This is a genomic window from Gordonia sp. (in: high G+C Gram-positive bacteria) (genome assembly GCF_047600385.1).
Classification (GTDB): Bacteria; Actinomycetota; Actinomycetes; order Mycobacteriales; family Mycobacteriaceae; genus Gordonia.
The window spans coordinates 587,864-604,996 of the sequence record NZ_JASGKZ010000001.1 but is presented as its reverse complement, the minus strand read 5'-3'; the positions used below and the strand labels follow the sequence as shown (position 1 = coordinate 604,996).

Annotated in this window: 17 protein-coding genes and 1 tRNA gene; 8 read left to right on the top strand and 10 right to left on the bottom strand. The window is 70.6% G+C overall.

All coding sequences use genetic code 11. From position 1 onward, the window contains the following. Window positions 1-87 precede the first annotated feature (87 nt). Genes QM809_RS02720 through QM809_RS02710 form a run of 3 tightly spaced genes read left to right on the top strand, consistent with a single transcriptional unit; the run spans window position 88 to window position 2,991 of the window. Window positions 88-1,263: an ATP-grasp domain-containing protein gene (locus tag QM809_RS02720; RefSeq protein ID WP_415044305.1), complete on the top strand. Its 1,176-nt coding sequence runs from the start codon at window positions 88-90 to the stop codon at window positions 1,261-1,263. 37 nt (window positions 1,264-1,300) lie between these two features. Beyond that, a complete protein-coding gene (locus QM809_RS02715) occupies window positions 1,301-2,203 on the top strand; it encodes an ABC transporter ATP-binding protein (RefSeq protein ID WP_415044304.1) in 903 nt (300 codons plus the stop codon). Beyond that, window positions 2,200-2,991, top strand: a complete 792-nt coding sequence (locus QM809_RS02710; RefSeq protein ID WP_415044303.1) for a hypothetical protein — start codon at window positions 2,200-2,202, stop codon at window positions 2,989-2,991. Before QM809_RS02715 ends, QM809_RS02710 begins: the two co-directional genes overlap by 4 nt. 14 nt (window positions 2,992-3,005) lie before the next feature. Here QM809_RS02710 and QM809_RS02705 read toward each other — a convergent pair whose 3' ends face one another. The 4 genes from QM809_RS02705 to QM809_RS02690 all read right to left on the bottom strand — a co-directional run bounded on the left by QM809_RS02705 (window position 3,006) and on the right by QM809_RS02690 (window position 8,066). Continuing rightward, window positions 3,006-4,292, bottom strand: coding sequence for an acetyl-CoA C-acetyltransferase (locus QM809_RS02705; RefSeq protein ID WP_415044302.1), 1,287 nt, complete (start codon window positions 4,290-4,292; stop codon window positions 3,006-3,008). 33 nt (window positions 4,293-4,325) lie between these two features. Continuing rightward, window positions 4,326-5,993: an SLC13 family permease gene (locus QM809_RS02700; protein ID WP_415044301.1), complete on the bottom strand. Its 1,668-nt coding sequence runs from the start codon at window positions 5,991-5,993 to the stop codon at window positions 4,326-4,328. Between the two features lie 64 nt (window positions 5,994-6,057). Continuing rightward, window positions 6,058-7,419 carry an FAD-binding oxidoreductase gene (locus tag QM809_RS02695; protein ID WP_415044300.1) on the bottom strand — a complete coding sequence of 454 codons (1,362 nt, stop codon included), beginning with the start codon at window positions 7,417-7,419 and terminating at the stop codon, window positions 6,058-6,060. Window positions 7,420-7,448: 29 nt separating this feature from the next. After that, the gene (locus tag QM809_RS02690) at window positions 7,449-8,066 is read right to left on the bottom strand and encodes a LysE/ArgO family amino acid transporter (RefSeq protein WP_415044299.1); all 618 of its coding nucleotides are present in this window, start codon (window positions 8,064-8,066) and stop codon (window positions 7,449-7,451) included. A gap of 71 nt (window positions 8,067-8,137) precedes the next feature. On the opposite strand from QM809_RS02690, the gene QM809_RS02685 reads away from it, so the two are divergent. Continuing rightward, a complete protein-coding gene (locus QM809_RS02685) occupies window positions 8,138-9,064 on the top strand; it encodes a LysR family transcriptional regulator ArgP (RefSeq protein WP_415044298.1) in 927 nt (308 codons plus the stop codon). 221 nt (window positions 9,065-9,285) lie between these two features. After that, the gene (locus QM809_RS02680; protein WP_415044297.1) at window positions 9,286-10,902 is read left to right on the top strand and encodes an alkaline phosphatase D family protein; all 1,617 of its coding nucleotides are present in this window, start codon (window positions 9,286-9,288) and stop codon (window positions 10,900-10,902) included. A gap of 72 nt (window positions 10,903-10,974) precedes the next feature. Here the strand turns inward: QM809_RS02680 and QM809_RS02675 are convergent, their stop codons facing one another. Then, a complete protein-coding gene (locus QM809_RS02675) occupies window positions 10,975-12,048 on the bottom strand; it encodes a hypothetical protein (protein WP_415044296.1) in 1,074 nt (357 codons plus the stop codon). 11 nt (window positions 12,049-12,059) lie between these two features. Then, window positions 12,060-12,629, bottom strand: a complete 570-nt coding sequence (dcd, locus tag QM809_RS02670) for a dCTP deaminase (protein ID WP_415044295.1) — start codon at window positions 12,627-12,629, stop codon at window positions 12,060-12,062. Window positions 12,630-12,759: 130 nt separating this feature from the next. On the opposite strand from dcd, the gene QM809_RS02665 reads away from it, so the two are divergent. Next, window positions 12,760-12,833 (top strand) — tRNA-Gly (locus QM809_RS02665). A gap of 152 nt (window positions 12,834-12,985) precedes the next feature. Here QM809_RS02665 and QM809_RS02660 read toward each other — a convergent pair. The 4 genes from QM809_RS02660 to QM809_RS02645 are packed head-to-tail and all read right to left on the bottom strand — an operon-like array spanning window position 12,986 to window position 15,330. Next, entirely contained in the window at window positions 12,986-13,216 is a 231-nt protein-coding gene (locus QM809_RS02660; protein WP_415044294.1) for a hypothetical protein, read from the bottom strand. Then, a complete protein-coding gene (locus QM809_RS02655; protein WP_415044293.1) occupies window positions 13,213-13,380 on the bottom strand; it encodes a hypothetical protein in 168 nt (55 codons plus the stop codon). The genes QM809_RS02660 and QM809_RS02655 overlap by 4 nt, the downstream gene beginning before the upstream one ends. A 57-nt stretch (window positions 13,381-13,437) precedes the next feature. Further along, window positions 13,438-13,617 carry a hypothetical protein gene (locus QM809_RS02650; protein ID WP_415044292.1) on the bottom strand — a complete coding sequence of 60 codons (180 nt, stop codon included), beginning with the start codon at window positions 13,615-13,617 and terminating at the stop codon, window positions 13,438-13,440. A gap of 51 nt (window positions 13,618-13,668) precedes the next feature. Next, a complete protein-coding gene (locus QM809_RS02645) occupies window positions 13,669-15,330 on the bottom strand; it encodes a DUF222 domain-containing protein (RefSeq protein WP_415044291.1) in 1,662 nt (553 codons plus the stop codon). 260 nt (window positions 15,331-15,590) lie between these two features. Here QM809_RS02645 and soxR point away from each other — a divergent pair, with 260 nt between their 5' ends. Beyond that, window positions 15,591-16,061 (top strand): redox-sensitive transcriptional activator SoxR, encoded by a 471-nt coding sequence (soxR, locus tag QM809_RS02640; RefSeq protein WP_415044290.1) that lies wholly within the window; start codon window positions 15,591-15,593, stop codon window positions 16,059-16,061. A 118-nt stretch (window positions 16,062-16,179) separates the two neighbouring features. Beyond that, window positions 16,180-17,133 carry a permease gene (locus tag QM809_RS02635; RefSeq protein ID WP_415046993.1) on the top strand — a complete coding sequence of 318 codons (954 nt, stop codon included), beginning with the start codon at window positions 16,180-16,182 and terminating at the stop codon, window positions 17,131-17,133.

Sequence of the window (17,133 nt, the reverse complement as noted above, 5' to 3'; positions counted from 1 at the left end):
TGTCGGGTGGTTCGGATGCGCTGCCCTCCACCGATCGGGCCGGGAGGGTTTGAACGCTATCAGGTGACCGATAACAGCAGGTCTACGATGGTTGTCGTGGAGTCAGGTAAGGGTAAGCACATTCTGATCACCTTCGGGCGGTCGTTCCTCGCACTCAACCTGGCGCGGCTCCTCGCGGCCGCAGGCCACCGGATCGTCGTCGCCGACAGCATCCCGCTCGCCCTCAGCCGCTATTCGACGGCGGTGAGCCGATTCCATCGGGTGAGCCCGCCCCGCGACCGGCCGCAGGAGTACTGCCGGGAGATCGCCGCGCTCGTCGAGGCCGAGGGCATCGACATGGTGATCCCGATCCACGAGGAGACCGACGTTCTGGCGATGATGGCGGGCCTGTTCCCGCCGTCGTGCGACCTGTTCTTCTCCGATTTCGCGATCGAGGACATGCTGCACGACAAGCTGAAGTTCCAGCAGGCGCTGGCGGACTGGGGCATCCCGACGCTGAAGTTCGCGCGGATCGCCGGCCCCGACGACGTCGCGGCACTCGACTTCGACACCCCGTTCGCGGTGAAGCAGGCGTATTCGCGCGGGTCGCAGCAGGTGTTCAAGGCCTATCCGGGGGACCGGCTGGAGCAGTTGACCTTCGATCCGGGCAATCCGTGGATCGCCCAGGAATGGCTCGACGGCGAGCGTTACTGCACCTATTCGGTCTGCCGCGACGGCGAGGTGTACGCGCACGCGACGTATCCGGTGCGCTATGCGATCGGCGGATCGTCGTGCCTGACCTTCGAGCAGGTGGAGCATCCGCCGATCGTGGCGTGGGTGCGGGACGTGGTGCGGCGGGCCGGGTTCACCGGGCACCTCGGGTTCGACTTCATCGACCACCCCGATCGCGGTCTGGTCACCATCGAGTGCAATCCGCGTGCGACGAGCGGGATCATGATGTTCACCCGCGAGAACCGCGTCGACCGGGCCTTCTTCGGTGCGAACGACGAGTTGATCGTCCCGCCGACGGGTCGGACCCGGATGATCGGAATCGGGATGGCGCTCTACGGCTGGCGGCGGGACGCCCTGCCGGGCAACACGTTCGGCAGGTTCCTGACCGAGTTCCGGAAGGCCGACGACGTGATCGCCGAACCGGGCGACATGCGGCCGGCGGCGATGCTGCTGCCCGCCTACGGCAACATCCTGCGCAACAGCGTCAAGTACCGCGTCGGCATCCAGGGCGGCTTCATGCACGACCACGAGTGGGACGGCCGCCGGATCTGACCGGCGGGGATCGGACCGGTCGGGGCATGATGGCGGAGTGATCCTCGTTGAACATCTGACCAAGCGCTACGGGAGCACGGTCGCCGTCGACGACGTCTCCTTCGCCTGCCATCCGGGACAGGTGGTCGGCTTCCTGGGGCCGAACGGCGCGGGCAAGTCGACGACGCTGCGGATGCTGACCGGGCTCACCCCGATCACCTCCGGCCGCGCCACCGTCGGCGGCCACGACTACCGGGACATCCCGAACCCGGCCGTGCAGGTCGGCACCCTGCTGGACGCGTCGGCCTTCCACGACGGTCGCACCGCACTCGAGACGCTGCGGCTCAGCGCTTCGACGATGGGTCTGCCGACCTCCCGCGTACGGCGGATGCTCGACGTCGTGGGGCTCACCGGCGACGAGTCCACGCGCCGGATCGGGAACTACTCGCTCGGCATGCGGCAGCGGCTCGGGGTGGCGGTCGCGCTGCTCGGCGATCCGGCGGTGCTGATCCTCGACGAGCCGGTCAACGGCCTCGACCCGGCGGGCATCCACTGGATGCGCGGGGTGCTGAGGGGTTTCGCCGACGCCGGCGGCACCGTGCTGCTGAGCTCGCACCTGCTGCACGAGATCGAGCTGATCGCCGACCACATCGTGGTGATCGGGCACGGCCGGATCATCGCGCAGGGGACCACCGAGTCGCTGTCCGGGGCGCCGGGCACCCACGTGGCGTCGACGGACGACGCCGCGCTCGCCGCGACGCTCGCCGCGGCCGGGCTGGTCTGCCGCCCGGACCGGGACGGCGGGATCCACGTCGAGTGCGAACCGGGGGAGGTCGGCGCGGCGGTCGCGGGGACGTCGATCGTGCTCACCGAACTCCGGAAGGCCGGCACCGGGAACCTGGAACGGATGTACCTGGAGCTGACCGCGGGGGCGCAGCGTGGCGCGGGAGGTCTGGCATGACCGCCTCGAGGCCGCCCCGGACCATCGACATGAGCGCGCCGGGCATCCCGTTCACCCGGGCCGTGGCCGTCGAACTGCGCAAGCTCGTCGACACGCGCGGCCCGCTGATCCTGCTCGGCCTGGCCGCCCTGGTCTGGGCGGTGATCCTGGTGATCGCGCTGAGCCAGTCGACGCCGATGGGCTTCGCCGAACTGCTCGAGGTGTTCGGCGGCGGCAGCCGGATCTTCGTCGGGGTGCTGACGATCGTGCTGGTCACCGCGGAGTGGGGGCAACGCGCGGTGCTGACCGTCTTCACCCTCGAACCGCGCCGGGAGCGGGTGATCGCGGCGAAGCTCGGTGCCGCCCTCCTCGGTGCGTCGGCGCTGTTCATGTCGTCGCTGGCGCTGGCGGCGACGGCGACCGTGATCCGCGGCGGGTCGTTCGCCGGCGCCGGCGCAGCCGTGCGGTCGGTCGGCATCCACGGACTGTTCGACGTCCTGCTGGCCTTCGCCATGGCGATCGTCGTCCTCAACACGGCGGGGGCGGTGGTGGCGTACCTGGTGCTCCCGGAGATCGTCGTGCCCGCGGTCCTGTTCTTCGGGGGACTCATCGTGCGGGACGAGTCGGGGGACGGGCCCACCGTCTTCGATCGGGCCGCCGACTGGGTCTCGCCGCCGCGGATGCTGAAGGTGCTCGACCACGCCATGGGAGCCCAGGAGTGGGCTCAGCTGCTGGTCTGCACGGTGCTCTGGATCGGTCTCCCCGGCCTGCTGGGCGTCTACCGGGTGCTGAAGGCCGAAGTGAAGTGACCGGGTGACGCGGGTCAGACCGCTTCGAGGATCATGGTCACGGCCATGCCGCTGCCCGCGCAGATGGAGATCAGACCGCGTCCGGAACCCTTCTCCGCCAGCAGCGTGGCCAGCGTCGCGGTGATCCGGCCGCCGGTGGCGCCGAACGGATGGCCGGTGGCGAGCGAGCCGCCGGCCACGTTCAACCGACTGCGGTCGATCTCGCCCATCGGCGCGTCCCGGCCGAGGTGCTCGCGGCAGAACTCGGCGTCGTTCCAGGCGGCCAGGGTGGAGAGCACCTGCGAGGCGAAGGCCTCGTGGATCTCGTAGAAGTCGAAGTCCTGCAGGGTCAACCCGTTGCGGTGGAGCAGTTCGCTCACCGCGTAGACCGGCGCCATCAGGACGCCCTGGGTCTTCGGGTCGCCGTCGACGTAGTCCACGGCTCGGCTCTGCGCGTCGACGACGCGGGCCAGCGGGGCGAGCCCGCGCCTGCTCGCCCACTCGGCGGTGCCCAGCAGCACGGCGGAGGCGCCGTCGGTGAGGGTCGTCGAGTTGGCGGCGGTCATCGTGAAGTCCTCGCCGAAGCACGGGGTGAGGGCGGCCAGGCGCTCGGCGGTGAGGCCGCGGCGCAGGTTGTCGTCCCGGGTGAGGCCGGCGAACGGCGTCACCAGGTCGTCGAAGAAACCGTCGTCGTAGGCCGCGGCGAGGTTGCCGTGCGAGTTCAGGGCGATCGCGTCCTGGTCCTCGCGGGAGATGCCCCAGGCCGCGCCGGTGATCGCCTGGGCGGCGCCGGGCACCAGGTCGGTGCGGCGTTCGGCCGGGCTGGGGACGTCGAAGTCGAGGGACAGCGGGAGCCCCGCGGCGAGTCTGAGGCGTTCACCGAGCGAGGTGGCGGCGTTGAGCCGCACCAGCCGGCCGCGCAGCCGCGGCCCGAAGCCGATGGGCGGATCGGAGGTGGTGTCGGCGCCGCAGGCGACACCCGACTCGATCCGGCCGCAGGCGATCTTGTCGGCGATGTGCACGACGGTCTGTCCGCCGGTGGCGCACTGCTGCTGGATGTCCACGGTCGGGGTGGAACGGGCGATCTCGGTGTCGAGCAGCGCCTCGCGCGTGAGGCTGTGGTCGCGGGCCAGTTTCACCACGGCGCCGCCGGCCACCTCGCCGAGGTGCTGTCCGGCCAGGCCGTAGCGCGCCACCAGGCCGTCGAGCGCGGCGGTGAGCATGCTCTGGTTGGTCTCGTCGACGTAGGCGCCGTTCGAGCGGGCGAAGGGGATGCGGTTGCCACCCAGGACGTAGACGTCTGTCAGCTGCTTCGTCGGCATGGATCGTGACAATACGCGATGGCAGTATCGGGATCAGGATCGGAGTGCCAGCAGCGGCCAGGTGACGGCGAACGCGGTGATCACCGAGACCAGGGTGAGGGGGATGCCGAACTTGAGGAACGCCGTCGTGGTGTATCCGCCCGGTTCCATCACCATCAGATTGGACTGGTGACTGTACGGGTTCAGGAAGGTGAACGAGATGCAGGTGCCGACCAGGATCAGCAGCAGCGTCGGGTCGAGCGACATCGAGTGAGCGATCGCGACGGCGACCGGCGTGAGGATGCTGGCGGCCGCGGCGTTGGTGACGAAGTTGGTCAGCAGCGTGGTGCCGAGCGCGAGCACCGCGACCATGACCGGGATGCTGCCCGCCGAGAGGTGGACGATGCCGTCGGAGATGTGGTCGCCGAGCCCGCTCTCGATCACCATCACGCCCAGGCCGATCGATCCGGCGATGATCGCCAGGATGTTCCAGTCGAGGGCGCGGACCGCCGAGCGCGGGGTGAGGATGCCCGTCATCACCATGGCGACCGCGCCGGTGCCGGCGACCAGCTCCACCGGGGCGATGCCGAACGACGCGCCGACGATCACGGCCAGCAGGATGCCCAGCGCGGCCCACGTCTTACCCGGCTGCGGAGCCTTCCCCGCGACGTTCTGCCACAGCCCCACGTACGGGTGCTGGTCGAGCACCTCCCGGCTCGCGGCCGAGACGTAGACGGTGGACCCGGGGCGCATCGGGGTGTCCCGGAACCGTCTCTCGGTCTCCGCGGCCACCACGATGAGGTCCTCGTCGTCCTGCAGATCCCGGACGCTCCCGGGGTTCTGCGTGTCCAGGGTGACGGCGAACAGGTGGTGGGGCGCCAGCCCGAACCGGGGGCTGGACCAGAGCATGCGGATCCCGGCCTCGGTGCAGCGGTAGATCAGGACGTCGTCCTCTTCGAGGGGGCTCTCGACGACGACGGTCCTGCCCCAGCGCCGGATCCCGATCAGCTCGTATTCGACGGTCTCGGCGATGCCGATCTCCTCGGCGGTGCGCCCGATGCTGACGGACCGCCCGGAGACGGGCAGTTCCGCACGCCAGTCGAGGCTCTTCTCCTTGACCCGGGGCTTGCTCTTGAGCAGCCGACGGGAGGTGAGCACGATCGCGATCCACCCGACGACCGCCACCGGGGCCGCGATCGGCACGAACGAGAACATGGTCAGTTCGATGTCGGACCGCGCCGCCATGCCGGCGATGATCAGGTTGGAGCTGGTGCCGATCAGCGTCATGGAACCGGCGAGGGTGGTCGCGTGCGCGATCGGCAGGAGCACCGAGCGGGCCGGGATCCCGGAGCGCTGCTGCAGTTCCTTGGTGGCCGGGATCAGCATGGCCACGATCGGGGTGGTGTTGATCAGCGAACTGATCACCCCGACCGGCGGGATCAGCCGCAGCAGCGTCTGGCTCGCGGTGCGCATGCCGTTCAGCAGCCGAAAGGTGAGCCGCGAGATCACTCCGGTGGCCAGCACGCCCTTGGCGATCACCAGCATCGCCGCGATGGTGAGCACACCGCCGTTGCTCAGGCCCGCGAAGAGTTTCGCCGGGGGCGCGATGCCGGTCAGCCCGGCGACGAGCAGCGCGATGATGAGGGCCAGCACCGGTGGGATCCGACCGCTGGTCATCGCGATCAGCGTGGCGACGACGATCACCGCGGTCAAGAGGGCCATGGTTGGCCATTGTGAACCACTCTCGTCCGGAAAGTGAACGAAGCGCGTCGGAAAGGTGTCCGGACTACAGGAGGACCCCGGGATTGAAGATCCCCTGCGGGTCCAGGGCGTGTTTGACGGTGGCGGTCAGCTCCATCACGTCGTCGCCCAGCTGCGCGGGCAGCCAGCCCTTCTTGAGTCGTCCGACGCCGTGCTCGCCGGTGATGGTGCCGCCCATCTCGACCGCCAGACCCATCACCTGGTCGAAGGCGAGCCGGGCGCGACGGGCCTCGTCGGGGTCGGCCGGATCGAAGACGATGAGCGGATGGGTGTTGCCGTCGCCCGCGTGGGCGATCACCGCGATGGTGACGCCGTTCGCCGCGGCGATGGCGGCGACGCCGTCGACCAGGTCGGGGAGCGCGGGGAGCGGGACGCCGACGTCTTCCAGGAGCAGCGACCCGCGTCTCTCCACCGCCGGGATGGCGACGCGGCGCGCCCGGGTGAACGCCTCGCTCTCGGCGGGGTCGTCGGTGGTGAAGACCTCGTCGGCGCCGTGGCCGGCGAAGGCCTCCTCGATCAGGGCGATCTCGGCGGCGCCGGCCGGCCCGGGCGCGTCGGACTGGGCGATCAGCATGGCGCCCGCCGCGCGGTTCAGACCCATCTTCAGGACGTCCTCCACGGCGTCGATCGAGGTCTGATCCATGAACTCCAGCATCGCCGGACGGGTCTTCGCGGTCACCGCGAGGACGGCCCGGCTCGCATCCCGGACGGTCGGGAAGATCCCCACCACGGTGCTCGCCGCGGCCTGCGGCGGGATCAGCCGCACGGTCACCTCGGTGATCACGCCCAGCAGACCCTCGCTGCCGACGAAGAGCCGGGTCAGGCCCAGGCCTGCGCTGTCTTTGAGCTGTTTGCCGCCGAGCCGCACCGCGCGGCCGTCGGCCAGCACCACCTCCAGGCCCAGCACGTAGTCGACGGTGACGCCGTACTTCACGCAGCAGAGGCCGCCCGCGTTGGTGGCGGCGTTGCCGCCGATGGTGCAGATCTCGAACGACGACGGGTCCGGCGGATACCAGAGGTCGTGCTCAGCGGCCGCGGCCTTGACCTCGGCGTTCAGCATACCGGGCCGGCACACCGCGGTGCGGGTCGCGGTGTCGATCGTGACCCCGCGCATGCGCTCGGTGGTGAGCATCAGGGCGCCGTCGACGGCGGTCGCTCCGCCGGACAGGCTGGTGCCCGCACCGCGGGTGATCAGCGGCGTCCCCGTCTCGGCGCACCATCGGACCGTGGTCTGCACGTCGGCGGTGGTCAGCGGACGGACCAGGGCGAGCGGGGTGCCCGCGGTCGGATCCTGGGCGCGGTCCTGCCGGTAACCGGCGAGGACGTCCGGGTCGGTCACCACCATGCCTTCGGGGAGGGCGGCGATCAGCGTGGTCACATCGGTCATGGCCCGACACTAGCGTCGGCGGAGGGGCGTCAGGTCGTGATCAGCGCCAGCCCCATGCCGCCCATCACCAGGGCCACGGCGGCGTCGAGCATCCGCCAGGCCCGCGGCGACCGGAGATGCGGGGACAGCAGTCGGGCGCCCTTGCCGAGCGCCAGGAACCAGAGGGCGCTGCCGGTCGCCGCCCCGAGCGCGAAGATCCAGCGGGCCTGCTCGCCGTGCCCGTTGGCCAGCGAACCGATCAGCACGACGGTGTCGAGGTAGGTGTGCGGATTGAGCCAGGTCATCGCGGCCGCCGCGCCGAGCACCGCCCAGAGCCCCGCCGACTCGCCTGCGCCCGCCGGATCGTCGACCGTGCCGGGGCGGAGGACGCGCTTGGCGGCGAGGGCGCCGAGCACGATCAGATAGGCGCCGCCGCAGTAGCGCAGGGCGTCCACCACGCCCGGATGCGCGGTGACCAGTGTGCCCAGGCCCGCGGTGCCCGCCGTGATCAGGAGCGCATCGCTCACCGCGCACAGGGCGATCACCGGGAGGACGTGCGTGGCGGTGAGGCCCTGGCGGAGGACGAACAGGTTCTGCGGTCCGAGGGCGACGATCAGGCCGAGCGTGGTGACCAGGCCCGCGACGGCGGCGAGGAGTGCGGAGTTCACGCGCTCCACGCTAGGAACGCCCCCGACATCAATCCAGCGAAACATTGTGATGAAACATTAGAATCACTTACGTGGATGTGACCTCCGACGGCCTGCGCACCCTCACCGCCGTGGTGCACGAGGGCACGTTCGACGCCGCCGCGGCCGCCCTCGGACTCACCCCGTCGGCGGTCAGCCAGCGCATCAAGGCGCTCGAGCAGGCAGTCGGCCGGGTGCTGGTGCAGCGGACCAAACCGGTCCGGGCGACGGTCGACGGCGAGGTGCTGCTCCGGCTCGGTCGGCAGTGGCGGCTGCTGGTCGACGAGGCCCGCGCCGAACTCGTCGGCCCGGTCGACGAGCCCGACGATCCGCGGGACCGGGTGCGGATCCCGGTCCGGATCGGCTGCAACGCCGACTCCCTGGCGACGTGGTTCCTCCCGGTCGTGGCGGAGTTCCACCGCGCGCACCCGGTGAACGTCGAGGTCCAGCGCGACGACGAGAGCGTGACCGCGGACCTGCTGAGGTCGGGCGACGTGCTCGGCGCGGTGACGTCGGCGCCCCTCGCCGTCCGCGGCTGCCGGACGCTCGCGCTGGGATCGCTCCGGTACTTCCCGGCCGCGTCCCCGTGGTTCGTCGAGCACTGGCTGGGCGACGAGATCCGGCCCGCCGACCTGGCGCGTGCACCGATGATGATGTTCGACCGGAACGACGCCGTGCAGCGCCGGACGCTGCGGCAACTGGCCGGTCCGGCGGCGGATCCGGACGGGCCGCCGATCAGTCTGGTGCCCGCCGCCGCCGAATACCGGCGCGCGATACAGGCCGGGATGGGCTGGGGTGCGATCCCGGCGGCGGAGCTCGACGACCCGGTGACCGGGGCCGGACTGGTGCGGCTCTCCGGCGAGCCCGTCGACGTCCCGCTGTTCTGGCAGCACTGGGCGCTGCGCTCTCCGCTGCTCGGGGCGCTCACCGGGATCGTCGTCGACCATGCGGCGCGAGCCCTGATCCCGCCGCAGGTGTGAGCCCGGCGATTCTGGCAGGTCACCGGTGGTTCCGGTACCGGAGCTTCGGTGCGGTCACCGAGAATTCGGCTGCGGGTCGCTGATCCGCACCGGAACGACGTCGTGCCGTCGCCGTCGGTTCATGCGGCGCTGTGAGGCTTCTCGTCGTGTCGGATTCCTCGTCGTCCCAGGCCTCCGGGTCTTCGTCCCGCCCTCGTCCGTCCCTCTCCCGTCGTGCCCTGGTGACCGCGGCGGGCGCCGGCGCGGCCGGTCTCGCGGCCTCGCGTCTCGTCGGCGCCCCGGGCGCCGCGCGCGGGGAATCGGGGTCGGGGGTGTTCGCGCACGGCGTGGCCTCCGGCGACCCGCTGCCGGACCGGGTGATCCTGTGGACGCGCGTCACACCGAGCAAGGACGCCGCCCCCGGCTCCGGCCGCGGACCGGCGGTCACGGTGCGGTGGGAGATCGCCGCGTCGCGCGACTTCTCCGCACCGGTGGCCTCGGGGACCGTGACGACGGACGCCGGGAAGGACCACACCGTCAAGGTCGACGCGGGCGGGCTGTCCCCGGACACGTCGTACTGGTACCGGTTCCGGGCGGCCGGGGCGGTGTCGCCGACGGGCCGGACCCGGACCGCCCCCGCCACGGGTGCCGCGGTGCACAGGGTCCGCTTCGGCGTCGTCAGCTGCGCGAACTGGGAGGCCGGGTACTTCGGCGCCTACCGAGAGCTCGCAGAGCGGAGCGAGCTGTCCGCCGTCGTGCATTTGGGCGACTACCTCTACGAGTACGGGGCGGGCGAGTACGGCGGCAAGAACGGGCCGGTGCGGCCCCACCGTCCGGCGCACCCCATCGTCTCGCTGGCGGACTACCGGATCCGGCACGCGCAGTACAAGACCGACCCGGACCTGCGGGCCGCCCACGCGATGCATCCGTTCATCTGCACCTGGGACGACCACGAATCGGCCGACAACGCCTACACCCGCGGCGCCGAGAACCACGACCCCGCCACGCAGGGGTCGTGGGCACGACGCCGCGCCGCCGCCGAACGCGCCTACTACGAATGGATGCCGGTACGACCGCAGGTGACCGGCACCGGCCGCCACCTGTACCGGCGGCTGCGCTACGGCACGCTGCTGGAACTGACCATGCTGGATCTGCGCACCTACCGCGACAAGCAGGCGTCGGCGACGTCGGCGAAGGTCGACGACGCGGGTGCCACCATCACCGGCCGCGCCCAGATGCGGTGGCTGACCGGCGGGATCGAGACCTCCGAGACCACCTGGCAGATCGTCGGCAATCCCGTGATGATGTCGCCGACGCTGGTGCCGCCGCTCGACGCCGAACGCACCTCGATCCTCACCGAGCTGCTCGGTCTGCCGCGCGGCGGCGTCCCGGCCAACACCGACGCCTGGGACGGCTACCCCGCCGACCGGAAGCGGCTGCTCGACGCCGTCGACCGGAGCGGGCGCCGGAACACGGTGTTCATCACCGGTGACATCCACATGTCGTGGGCGTGCGAGGTGCCGCGCGATGCGGGCCGCTATCCGGCGGCGGGCACCGTGGCGACCGAGTTCGTGGTCACCTCGGTCACCTCGAACAACCTCGACGACATGCTCTCCGTCCCCGAACACACGCTGGGCACTCCGGCGGCGGCCGCGATCATGGCGAGCAACCGGCACACCCGATGGGTCGACACCGACGCGCACGGGTACGCCGTGCTGACGGTGAGTCCGGCCGCCGCGCAGATGGACTGGTACTTCACCGCGGACAGGGCGCAGCGGCGGGCGCCGTTCCGTCATGCACAGTCGTGGCGGGTGGCCGCGGGGTCGCGTCGGCTGACCAGGGCGGCCGGTCCGGCCTGAGCGCGGTCGGCCCCCGAGGTCCGGTGCTCTTCGGGTCCCGGTGCTCCTCGGGGCCCGGGGCGTGCCGGGATCTCAGCCGATGATGATCGGCGGCAGACCGGGGATCGGGTTCGGAATGGTCCGGCGGGTGTGCGGTCGAGGTTTGTGCCGCGTCGGCCGGGCGGTGGTGGTGATCTGCTCCTCCGTGGTCTCCGGCACGACGGTGGTCGTGGTGGTGGTGCTCGACGGCGGGGTGTAGCGCTTCATCTGCGCCCGCGCCGCCCGCAGATCGGCCGGTTCGACGGTGCTGGGCGCGGCCACCGGGGTGGGGGCGGTCGAACGATCGCCGGGCAGCGCCGGGGTCTCGTGGGAGGCGACGGCATCGTCGTCGTCGTTCACCATGCCCACGGCCAGCCCGGTCGCGGCGACGGCGACCACGGCGAGCGCCGCGGCGGTACCGATCACCGTCCGCCGGTGCGGGTCCCGGAGGCGGAGCGGGCCCGGCATCGACCGCTCCTCCGATCCGGTGTACTCGTCCTCCTCCGGCGGTTCGGCGGCCCAGGCCAACGAGGGAGGCGCCTCGACGGGGTCGAGGGTGTCGGTCTCCCGCTCGTCGCCGGCGAACGTCTCGGGGAACTCGTCGCCGGGCAGCATCATCGTGTAGCCGCGAGCCGTGAGGGCTTCCCAGAGACCGGGCCAGGCGTCGGTGCCGGGGCCGAGGAACACCGCGGCCACCGGCTCGTCCCCGGCCAGTTCGACGATCATGCCGTGCACGCGGTTCACCTCGGGCACGGTGGCGGCCATGACGGCATCCAGGGACACGGTCACCAGACGCAGACCGGAGGTGCCCATCATCAGGACGCTGTCACGGTCGATCAGGGTCCTGCGGGCCCGCCGGCACAGATCGAGGAGTTCGTCGAAGACCGCCGGATCGTCGGCTTCGGGAACGTCACCGTTGTCACGCAGGTGGCAGGTGGTGCGGAGATCGAGCACCGCGGGCGTGATGCGCGGCTCGGCGACGCTCTCGTCGACGCCCATGGACTCGTCGATGCGCGCGGCCCACGCCCCCTCGTCGTCGATGTCGAAGGCCAGCACCACCCCGGCGGCGTCTGCCGGAATCGTGAAGTCGTCGAACCAGGGCGGGCGGTGGGAGTCGGGGGCGGTCATCGTCGTCCGCGCTATCTCTGTATGAAGTTCAGATACGCCTTCGACGGCGTCGGGCCGCGCTGGCCCTGGTATTTCGAGCCGACGGCGGCGCTGCCGTACGGGTTCTCGGCGGGCGACGACAGCCGGATCAGGCACAGCTGGCCGATCTTCATGCCGGGCCACAGGGTGATCGGCAGGTTCGCGACGTTGGAGAGCTCCAGCGTGATGTGCCCGGAGAACCCGGGATCGATGAACCCCGCGGTCGAGTGGGTGAGCAGGCCGAGGCGCCCGAGGGACGACTTGCCCTCGAGCCGGCCGGCGAGGTCGTCGGGCAGACTGCAGACCTCGAGGGTGGAACCCAGGACGAACTCGCCCGGATGCAGGACGAAGGGCTCGCCCGCGGCGGGTTCGACGAGGCTGGTCAACTCGTCCTGGCGCTGCGCCGGATCGATGTGCGTGTAGCGCGTGTTGTTGAAGACGCGGAAGAGGCTGTCGAGCCGGACGTCGACGCTCGAGGGCTGCACGAGTTCGGCGTCGTAGGGATCGATCCCCAGACGCCCGGAACCGAGCTCGGAGCGGATGTCGCGGTCGGAAAGCAGCACGGCATCGAGATTATCCGATGATCGGTGCGAGCCCGATGCTCGACGTGGTCGGGCCGGGGTGCCACGGCGGTGTTCCCGGGGCTCCGGAGGTTTGCTACTGTGTGTTGCGCAAGGCCGCAAGCCTTGCAGTGCCGATGTAGTTTAGTGGTAGAACATCAGCTTCCCAAGCTGAGAGTGCGGGTTCGATTCCCGTCATCGGCTCCATGAAAACCCCAGGTCAGAGACTTCTGGCCTGGGGTTTTCGGCTGTCCGGGGCGTCATGCGAGGGAACGCTCTCACCTGGGACGATCCCGTCGGGCTTTTTCGCGAAGGTTAAGTTGCGGGTTAAGTCGCAGCCGCACCGGGACGGCGTGCCGTCAGTGGTCGTCGGGCTTCTTCGGTGGGCGTCCGGGACCTCGTCGTCCCGCGACCCAGGCGTCGACGGTCTCGACGGTCCAGCCGCGCACCGTGCCACGAGGCAGCGTCCCGTCGGGGTTCACAGGTCCGACCGTCACGTCGGGCTCGGGTATCAGGACGTGTGCCAGCGTGGCCGGTTTGACGCCGGCGCGCTCCGCGAGTTGGGCGCGGTTGAGGAATCGCAGTGTCACCGGGCGCGACTCCGGCTGTATCGGCGGGCGAGGATCACGCCGCACGTGAGGCCGATGGCGGCGAACGCGGCACCCGTACGGGCGTCGCCTCGGCGGACGGCCAGTCCGGCTGCGGCGAAGGTCATGACGACCCCGGTGGCGGTGAGCAACTCGTTCTTGTCCATGAGGTGGTCCTCTGTGAGTGGTGTGCGGAGTGTGTGGCCGACCGGGAGGTGCCGGTGTCAGACTCGACTTCGGTTCGTGGTGGCCTGGGTGCCGATGTAGGCGGCACGGGCGAGCGCGGAGGCGGTGAGGGCGCCGCCGACCCACAGGACCCAGGGGCCGAGCCCGATCGTGTGAAACGCGTACGTGCCGAGCGAGAAGAGCGCGGCGTCTTTCAGCGGAGACAGGAATGGCGGCATGACTGCATCCTTCCTCATCGGCGGACCTCGGTGTGGGTTCCCCCGGGACGGCTAGAACGGTGGTGGTCCGAGGTCTTCGTCGTCGCGTTCTCGTGCGCGGCGGAGGCGGGCCCGTGCTGCCCGCCGCCAGGCGTGCTTGTACGCGGTGACGGCCTGGATGCCTCCTCTCTGTGATCGGTTCGGGTCGTGCTCGGCACTGGGTTCCGGTGGTGCGAGTGCACGGTGGCGGCAGCGCAGACGCTCCAGTTGCGGGAGGAGCCATCGGTTGGGTGCGCGGGTGTCGACGGTGATGCCGTGAACCGTGACCGACGTCCACGGGGTGCCGTCGGCGGGGTCGATCCAGAGGTCGTCGACCCATCCTTCCGCCGGATTCGTCGCACCGAGATGGGTCTTCAACAGATGATGTTTGAGACACTTCGGTGCGAGATTGCAGAGGCAGGTCGGTCCGCCCGAGGCTGGGCGGAGGTGGTCGAACTCGGCGACGTGGTCGAGGTGGCACGACCAGGCCGGGTGCTCGCAGCCGGGGAGTGTGCAGGTCCCGAAGACCGCACGGGCCAGGGCGTCGAGGGCCGCGGTCGGACGATACCGATCTCCGGGCCGACTGGTGTTCCCGATCCGCACGAGAGGTTCAGGAGGACCCGAGAGTGCAGCGATATCGGCGTCTTCGACGGCACCCGTGCTCTCGGTGTCTCGGAGGGTGTCGAGGTCCAGGTCTCGGACGATGGCGTCGGGTCGCTGGGCCAGCTCCCGCACGTGCGCGGCGCTGATCGGACCGTGTCCGTCCAGGTGAGCCGGTAGAGCGTTCTCGCCGGCCAGCGTCGTTTTCTGGCAGACCGCGTGGATCACGATCGAGGCCTGTCGTTGGGAGATCTGCTGCTCATCGAGTTCAGCGGTACACGCCTCTTTCGCGGCGCAGGCGCAGGTGAAGGGCAGGCGGCGCAGGCAGGCGATCGCGGCGGCCGAACGTCGTTGCCCGATCGTGCGGGGGTCGTTCGGACAGCATGCTGTCGCGAGGACGTTCACCGCGTCTTGGGCCAGTCGTGTCTCCTCGGCGTCGGCGGTGATGTGCAGCCCGCCGAGGCCGTCGGGGTAGTCGCGCCGGGTGACGTTCTTCCGGCCATTGCGCTTCTCGTAGCGGCGCTTGACCGCATCGGTGTCATGGATCTCGACGATCTGGTCGGCGATCTTGCCCGCGGCCTTGGCCGAGAGGTGCCCGGCCCCGGCGAGTGCTTCGGCGAGATCACGGTCGACGGCCGCCAGTGGCGCCCGCTCATCGACGATGTCGGTGCGATCGACCACAGTGGCGAACACCGCCGAGCCGATGACCCCGTCCCGCAACAGCACCGCCGTCTCGGGCAGCCGGTCGGCGGTGGCGACGGCCTCGCTCACCAGGGCTTTCGCCTGGAAGGCGGGGAGGGCGAAGACGATCGCGACCTCTTCGATGGTGACCGTCCACGGATCGAACAGATCCCGCTGATCCTCACCGCTCTCGATGAGGTCGGCGAGCCGGCCGAGGGTGATCTCCAGGAACTCGGCGACCGCGGTCAGTTGCGACCAGCGTAGGAAGGCTTCCCCGCGATGCGCCGCGGCGGCGAACAGCAACCAATCCCGGCCCTGGGTCTCCTCGTTCGTCCTGGGATCGGGCGGTGTCATGCCGACGCCGGTGAGATCGAGCCGAGTCCAGGGCGAAGCGCCGTCGTCACGATGGATCATGGTGCCCCCCCTGCGCCCGGTCCGACGAGTGTTCCGGCGAACGTGTGTTCGATCGACCGGACCCTTGTGGTCGGTTCCGATGTGATCTACGCTACTCCCATGAAGCTAATCGATCAAGTGTTCGAAGATGTGAATCGAGGTTCTTCGGCCGGTCGGCGGGAGCGATCCTCGGTGGAAGCCGGCGGGCGGGGAACTGGGCGACCGCGCTCTCCGCCCGGTGACCTCAAGCTCACTTGAGGTCGGATCGGTACGCTCGGGACATGGGCGATACGGATGAGTCGACGACCGGGCGAGAGGCCGTCGCGCTGCTGACCGTCGGAGAGATGAGCAGGCGGACCGGCGTCGCGGTGTCGGCGCTGCACTACTACGAGAAGCTTGGGCTCATCGCCTCCGAGCGCACCTCGGGGAACCAGCGACGGTATCCGCGCCACATGCTCCGCCGGGTGGCTCTGATCTCCGTCGCCAAGCGCCTCGGCATCCCGCTGGCCGACGTCCAGGACGCGTTCGCGGAGGTTCCGCTGGACCGTCGTCCGAGCCAGGACGACTGGGAGCGCGCCTCCACGCGGTGGAAGAAGACGCTGGAACTCCGCAGGCAGGGCATCGAACGACTGGAGAGGGAACTGACGGGATGCATCGGCTGCGGGTGCCTGTCGATGAAGGCGTGCGGCCTGTTGAACCCGCACGACGAGCTGGCCGAGACCGGTTCCGGCGCCCGCCGCGTTCCGGTGTGAGCGGCCCGGCGCTGCGATGGCAACGATTGTCATCAGTGGTGCATGTGCGTACCTTTGCCCTGTGTCGAGCGACTCCGTGGAACCCCGAGAAGCACAGGAGCCGCGTCCCGCGGCGTTTCTGCGGCCCGGGACGGTGGTGTTCTTCGTGCTGCTGGCCGTCGGCGTCGCACTCGCGCTCGGCTGGCGGGGCGCCGTGCTCGACGATCGGAGGGTGGCCGCCGGAGCCACGATCTTCACCGGGATCTTCGTCCAGGCGGTGCCCTTCCTGGTGCTCGGCACGGTGGTGAGCGGCGCGATCGCCGCGTGGGTCACGCCCGCGATGATCGCCCGGGCGCTGCCGAGGTCGCAGGTCGCCTCGGTCGGTGCGGGCGGTCTCGCCGGGGCCCTGCTGCCCGGCTGCGAATGCGCGTCCGTTCCGGTCTCGGCGCGGCTGATGGACCGCGGCGTCCCGCAGGCCGCGGCCCTGGCCTTCCTGCTGTCCGCGCCGGCGATCAACCCGGTGGTGCTGGTCTCGACGGCGGTCGCCTTCCCGGCCGAGCCGCTGATGGTCGCGGCCCGATTCGCGGCGTCCCTGGTCACCGCGGTGGTGATGGGCGGACTGTGGGCGCGCTTCGGCGATCCGACCCTCATCACCCGGCGGGTGATGCACGACGACGAGGCGCGCGGCTGGTCCGGGTTCGCCGACTCCATGCGGCAGGACTTCCTGCAGTCGGCGGCCTACCTCTCGATGGGCGCGCTCTTCGTGGCGGTGCTGCACGTCGTCGTCCCGGCGAGCGTGGTCGATTCACTGGCCGGGCAGGTGCTGCTGGGGATCTTCCTGATGGCGGTGCTGGCCGTGGTGCTGTCGGTGTGCTCGGAGGCCGACGCCTTCGTGGCCGCGAGCATGTCGCAGTTGCCGCTGCTTCCCCGGCTGGTGTTCCTGGTGGTGGGCCCCGTGGTGGACCTGAAACTGATCGCCATGCAGGCCGGCGCCTTCGGCGCGCGGTTCGCGGCTCGGTTCTCGGCGGCGACCTTCGTCGTCGCGATCGCCGCGGCGACCGGTGTCGGCGCCCTGATCCTCGGGTGGCGTTGA

Bases quoted from the DNA above. Each gene is read 5' to 3' on its own strand.
- QM809_RS02720 (WP_415044305.1), top strand. From the start codon at position 88: ATGGTTGTCGTGGAGTCAGGTAAGGGTAAGCACATTCTGATCACCTTC.
- QM809_RS02710 (WP_415044303.1), top strand. From the start codon at position 2,200: ATGACCGCCTCGAGGCCGCCCCGGACCATCGACATGAGCGCGCCGGGC.
- QM809_RS02700 (WP_415044301.1), bottom strand. From the start codon at position 5,993: ATGGCCCTCTTGACCGCGGTGATCGTCGTCGCCACGCTGATCGCGATG.
- soxR (WP_415044290.1), top strand. From the start codon at position 15,591: ATGGGCGATACGGATGAGTCGACGACCGGGCGAGAGGCCGTCGCGCTG.
- QM809_RS02675 (WP_415044296.1), bottom strand. From the start codon at position 12,048: ATGACCGCCCCCGACTCCCACCGCCCGCCCTGGTTCGACGACTTCACG.
- QM809_RS02705 (WP_415044302.1), bottom strand. From the start codon at position 4,292: ATGCCGACGAAGCAGCTGACAGACGTCTACGTCCTGGGTGGCAACCGC.
- QM809_RS02655 (WP_415044293.1), bottom strand. From the start codon at position 13,380: ATGGACAAGAACGAGTTGCTCACCGCCACCGGGGTCGTCATGACCTTC.
- QM809_RS02645 (WP_415044291.1), bottom strand. From the start codon at position 15,330: ATGATCCATCGTGACGACGGCGCTTCGCCCTGGACTCGGCTCGATCTC.
- QM809_RS02695 (WP_415044300.1), bottom strand. From the start codon at position 7,419: ATGACCGATGTGACCACGCTGATCGCCGCCCTCCCCGAAGGCATGGTG.
- QM809_RS02650 (WP_415044292.1), bottom strand. From the start codon at position 13,617: ATGCCGCCATTCCTGTCTCCGCTGAAAGACGCCGCGCTCTTCTCGCTC.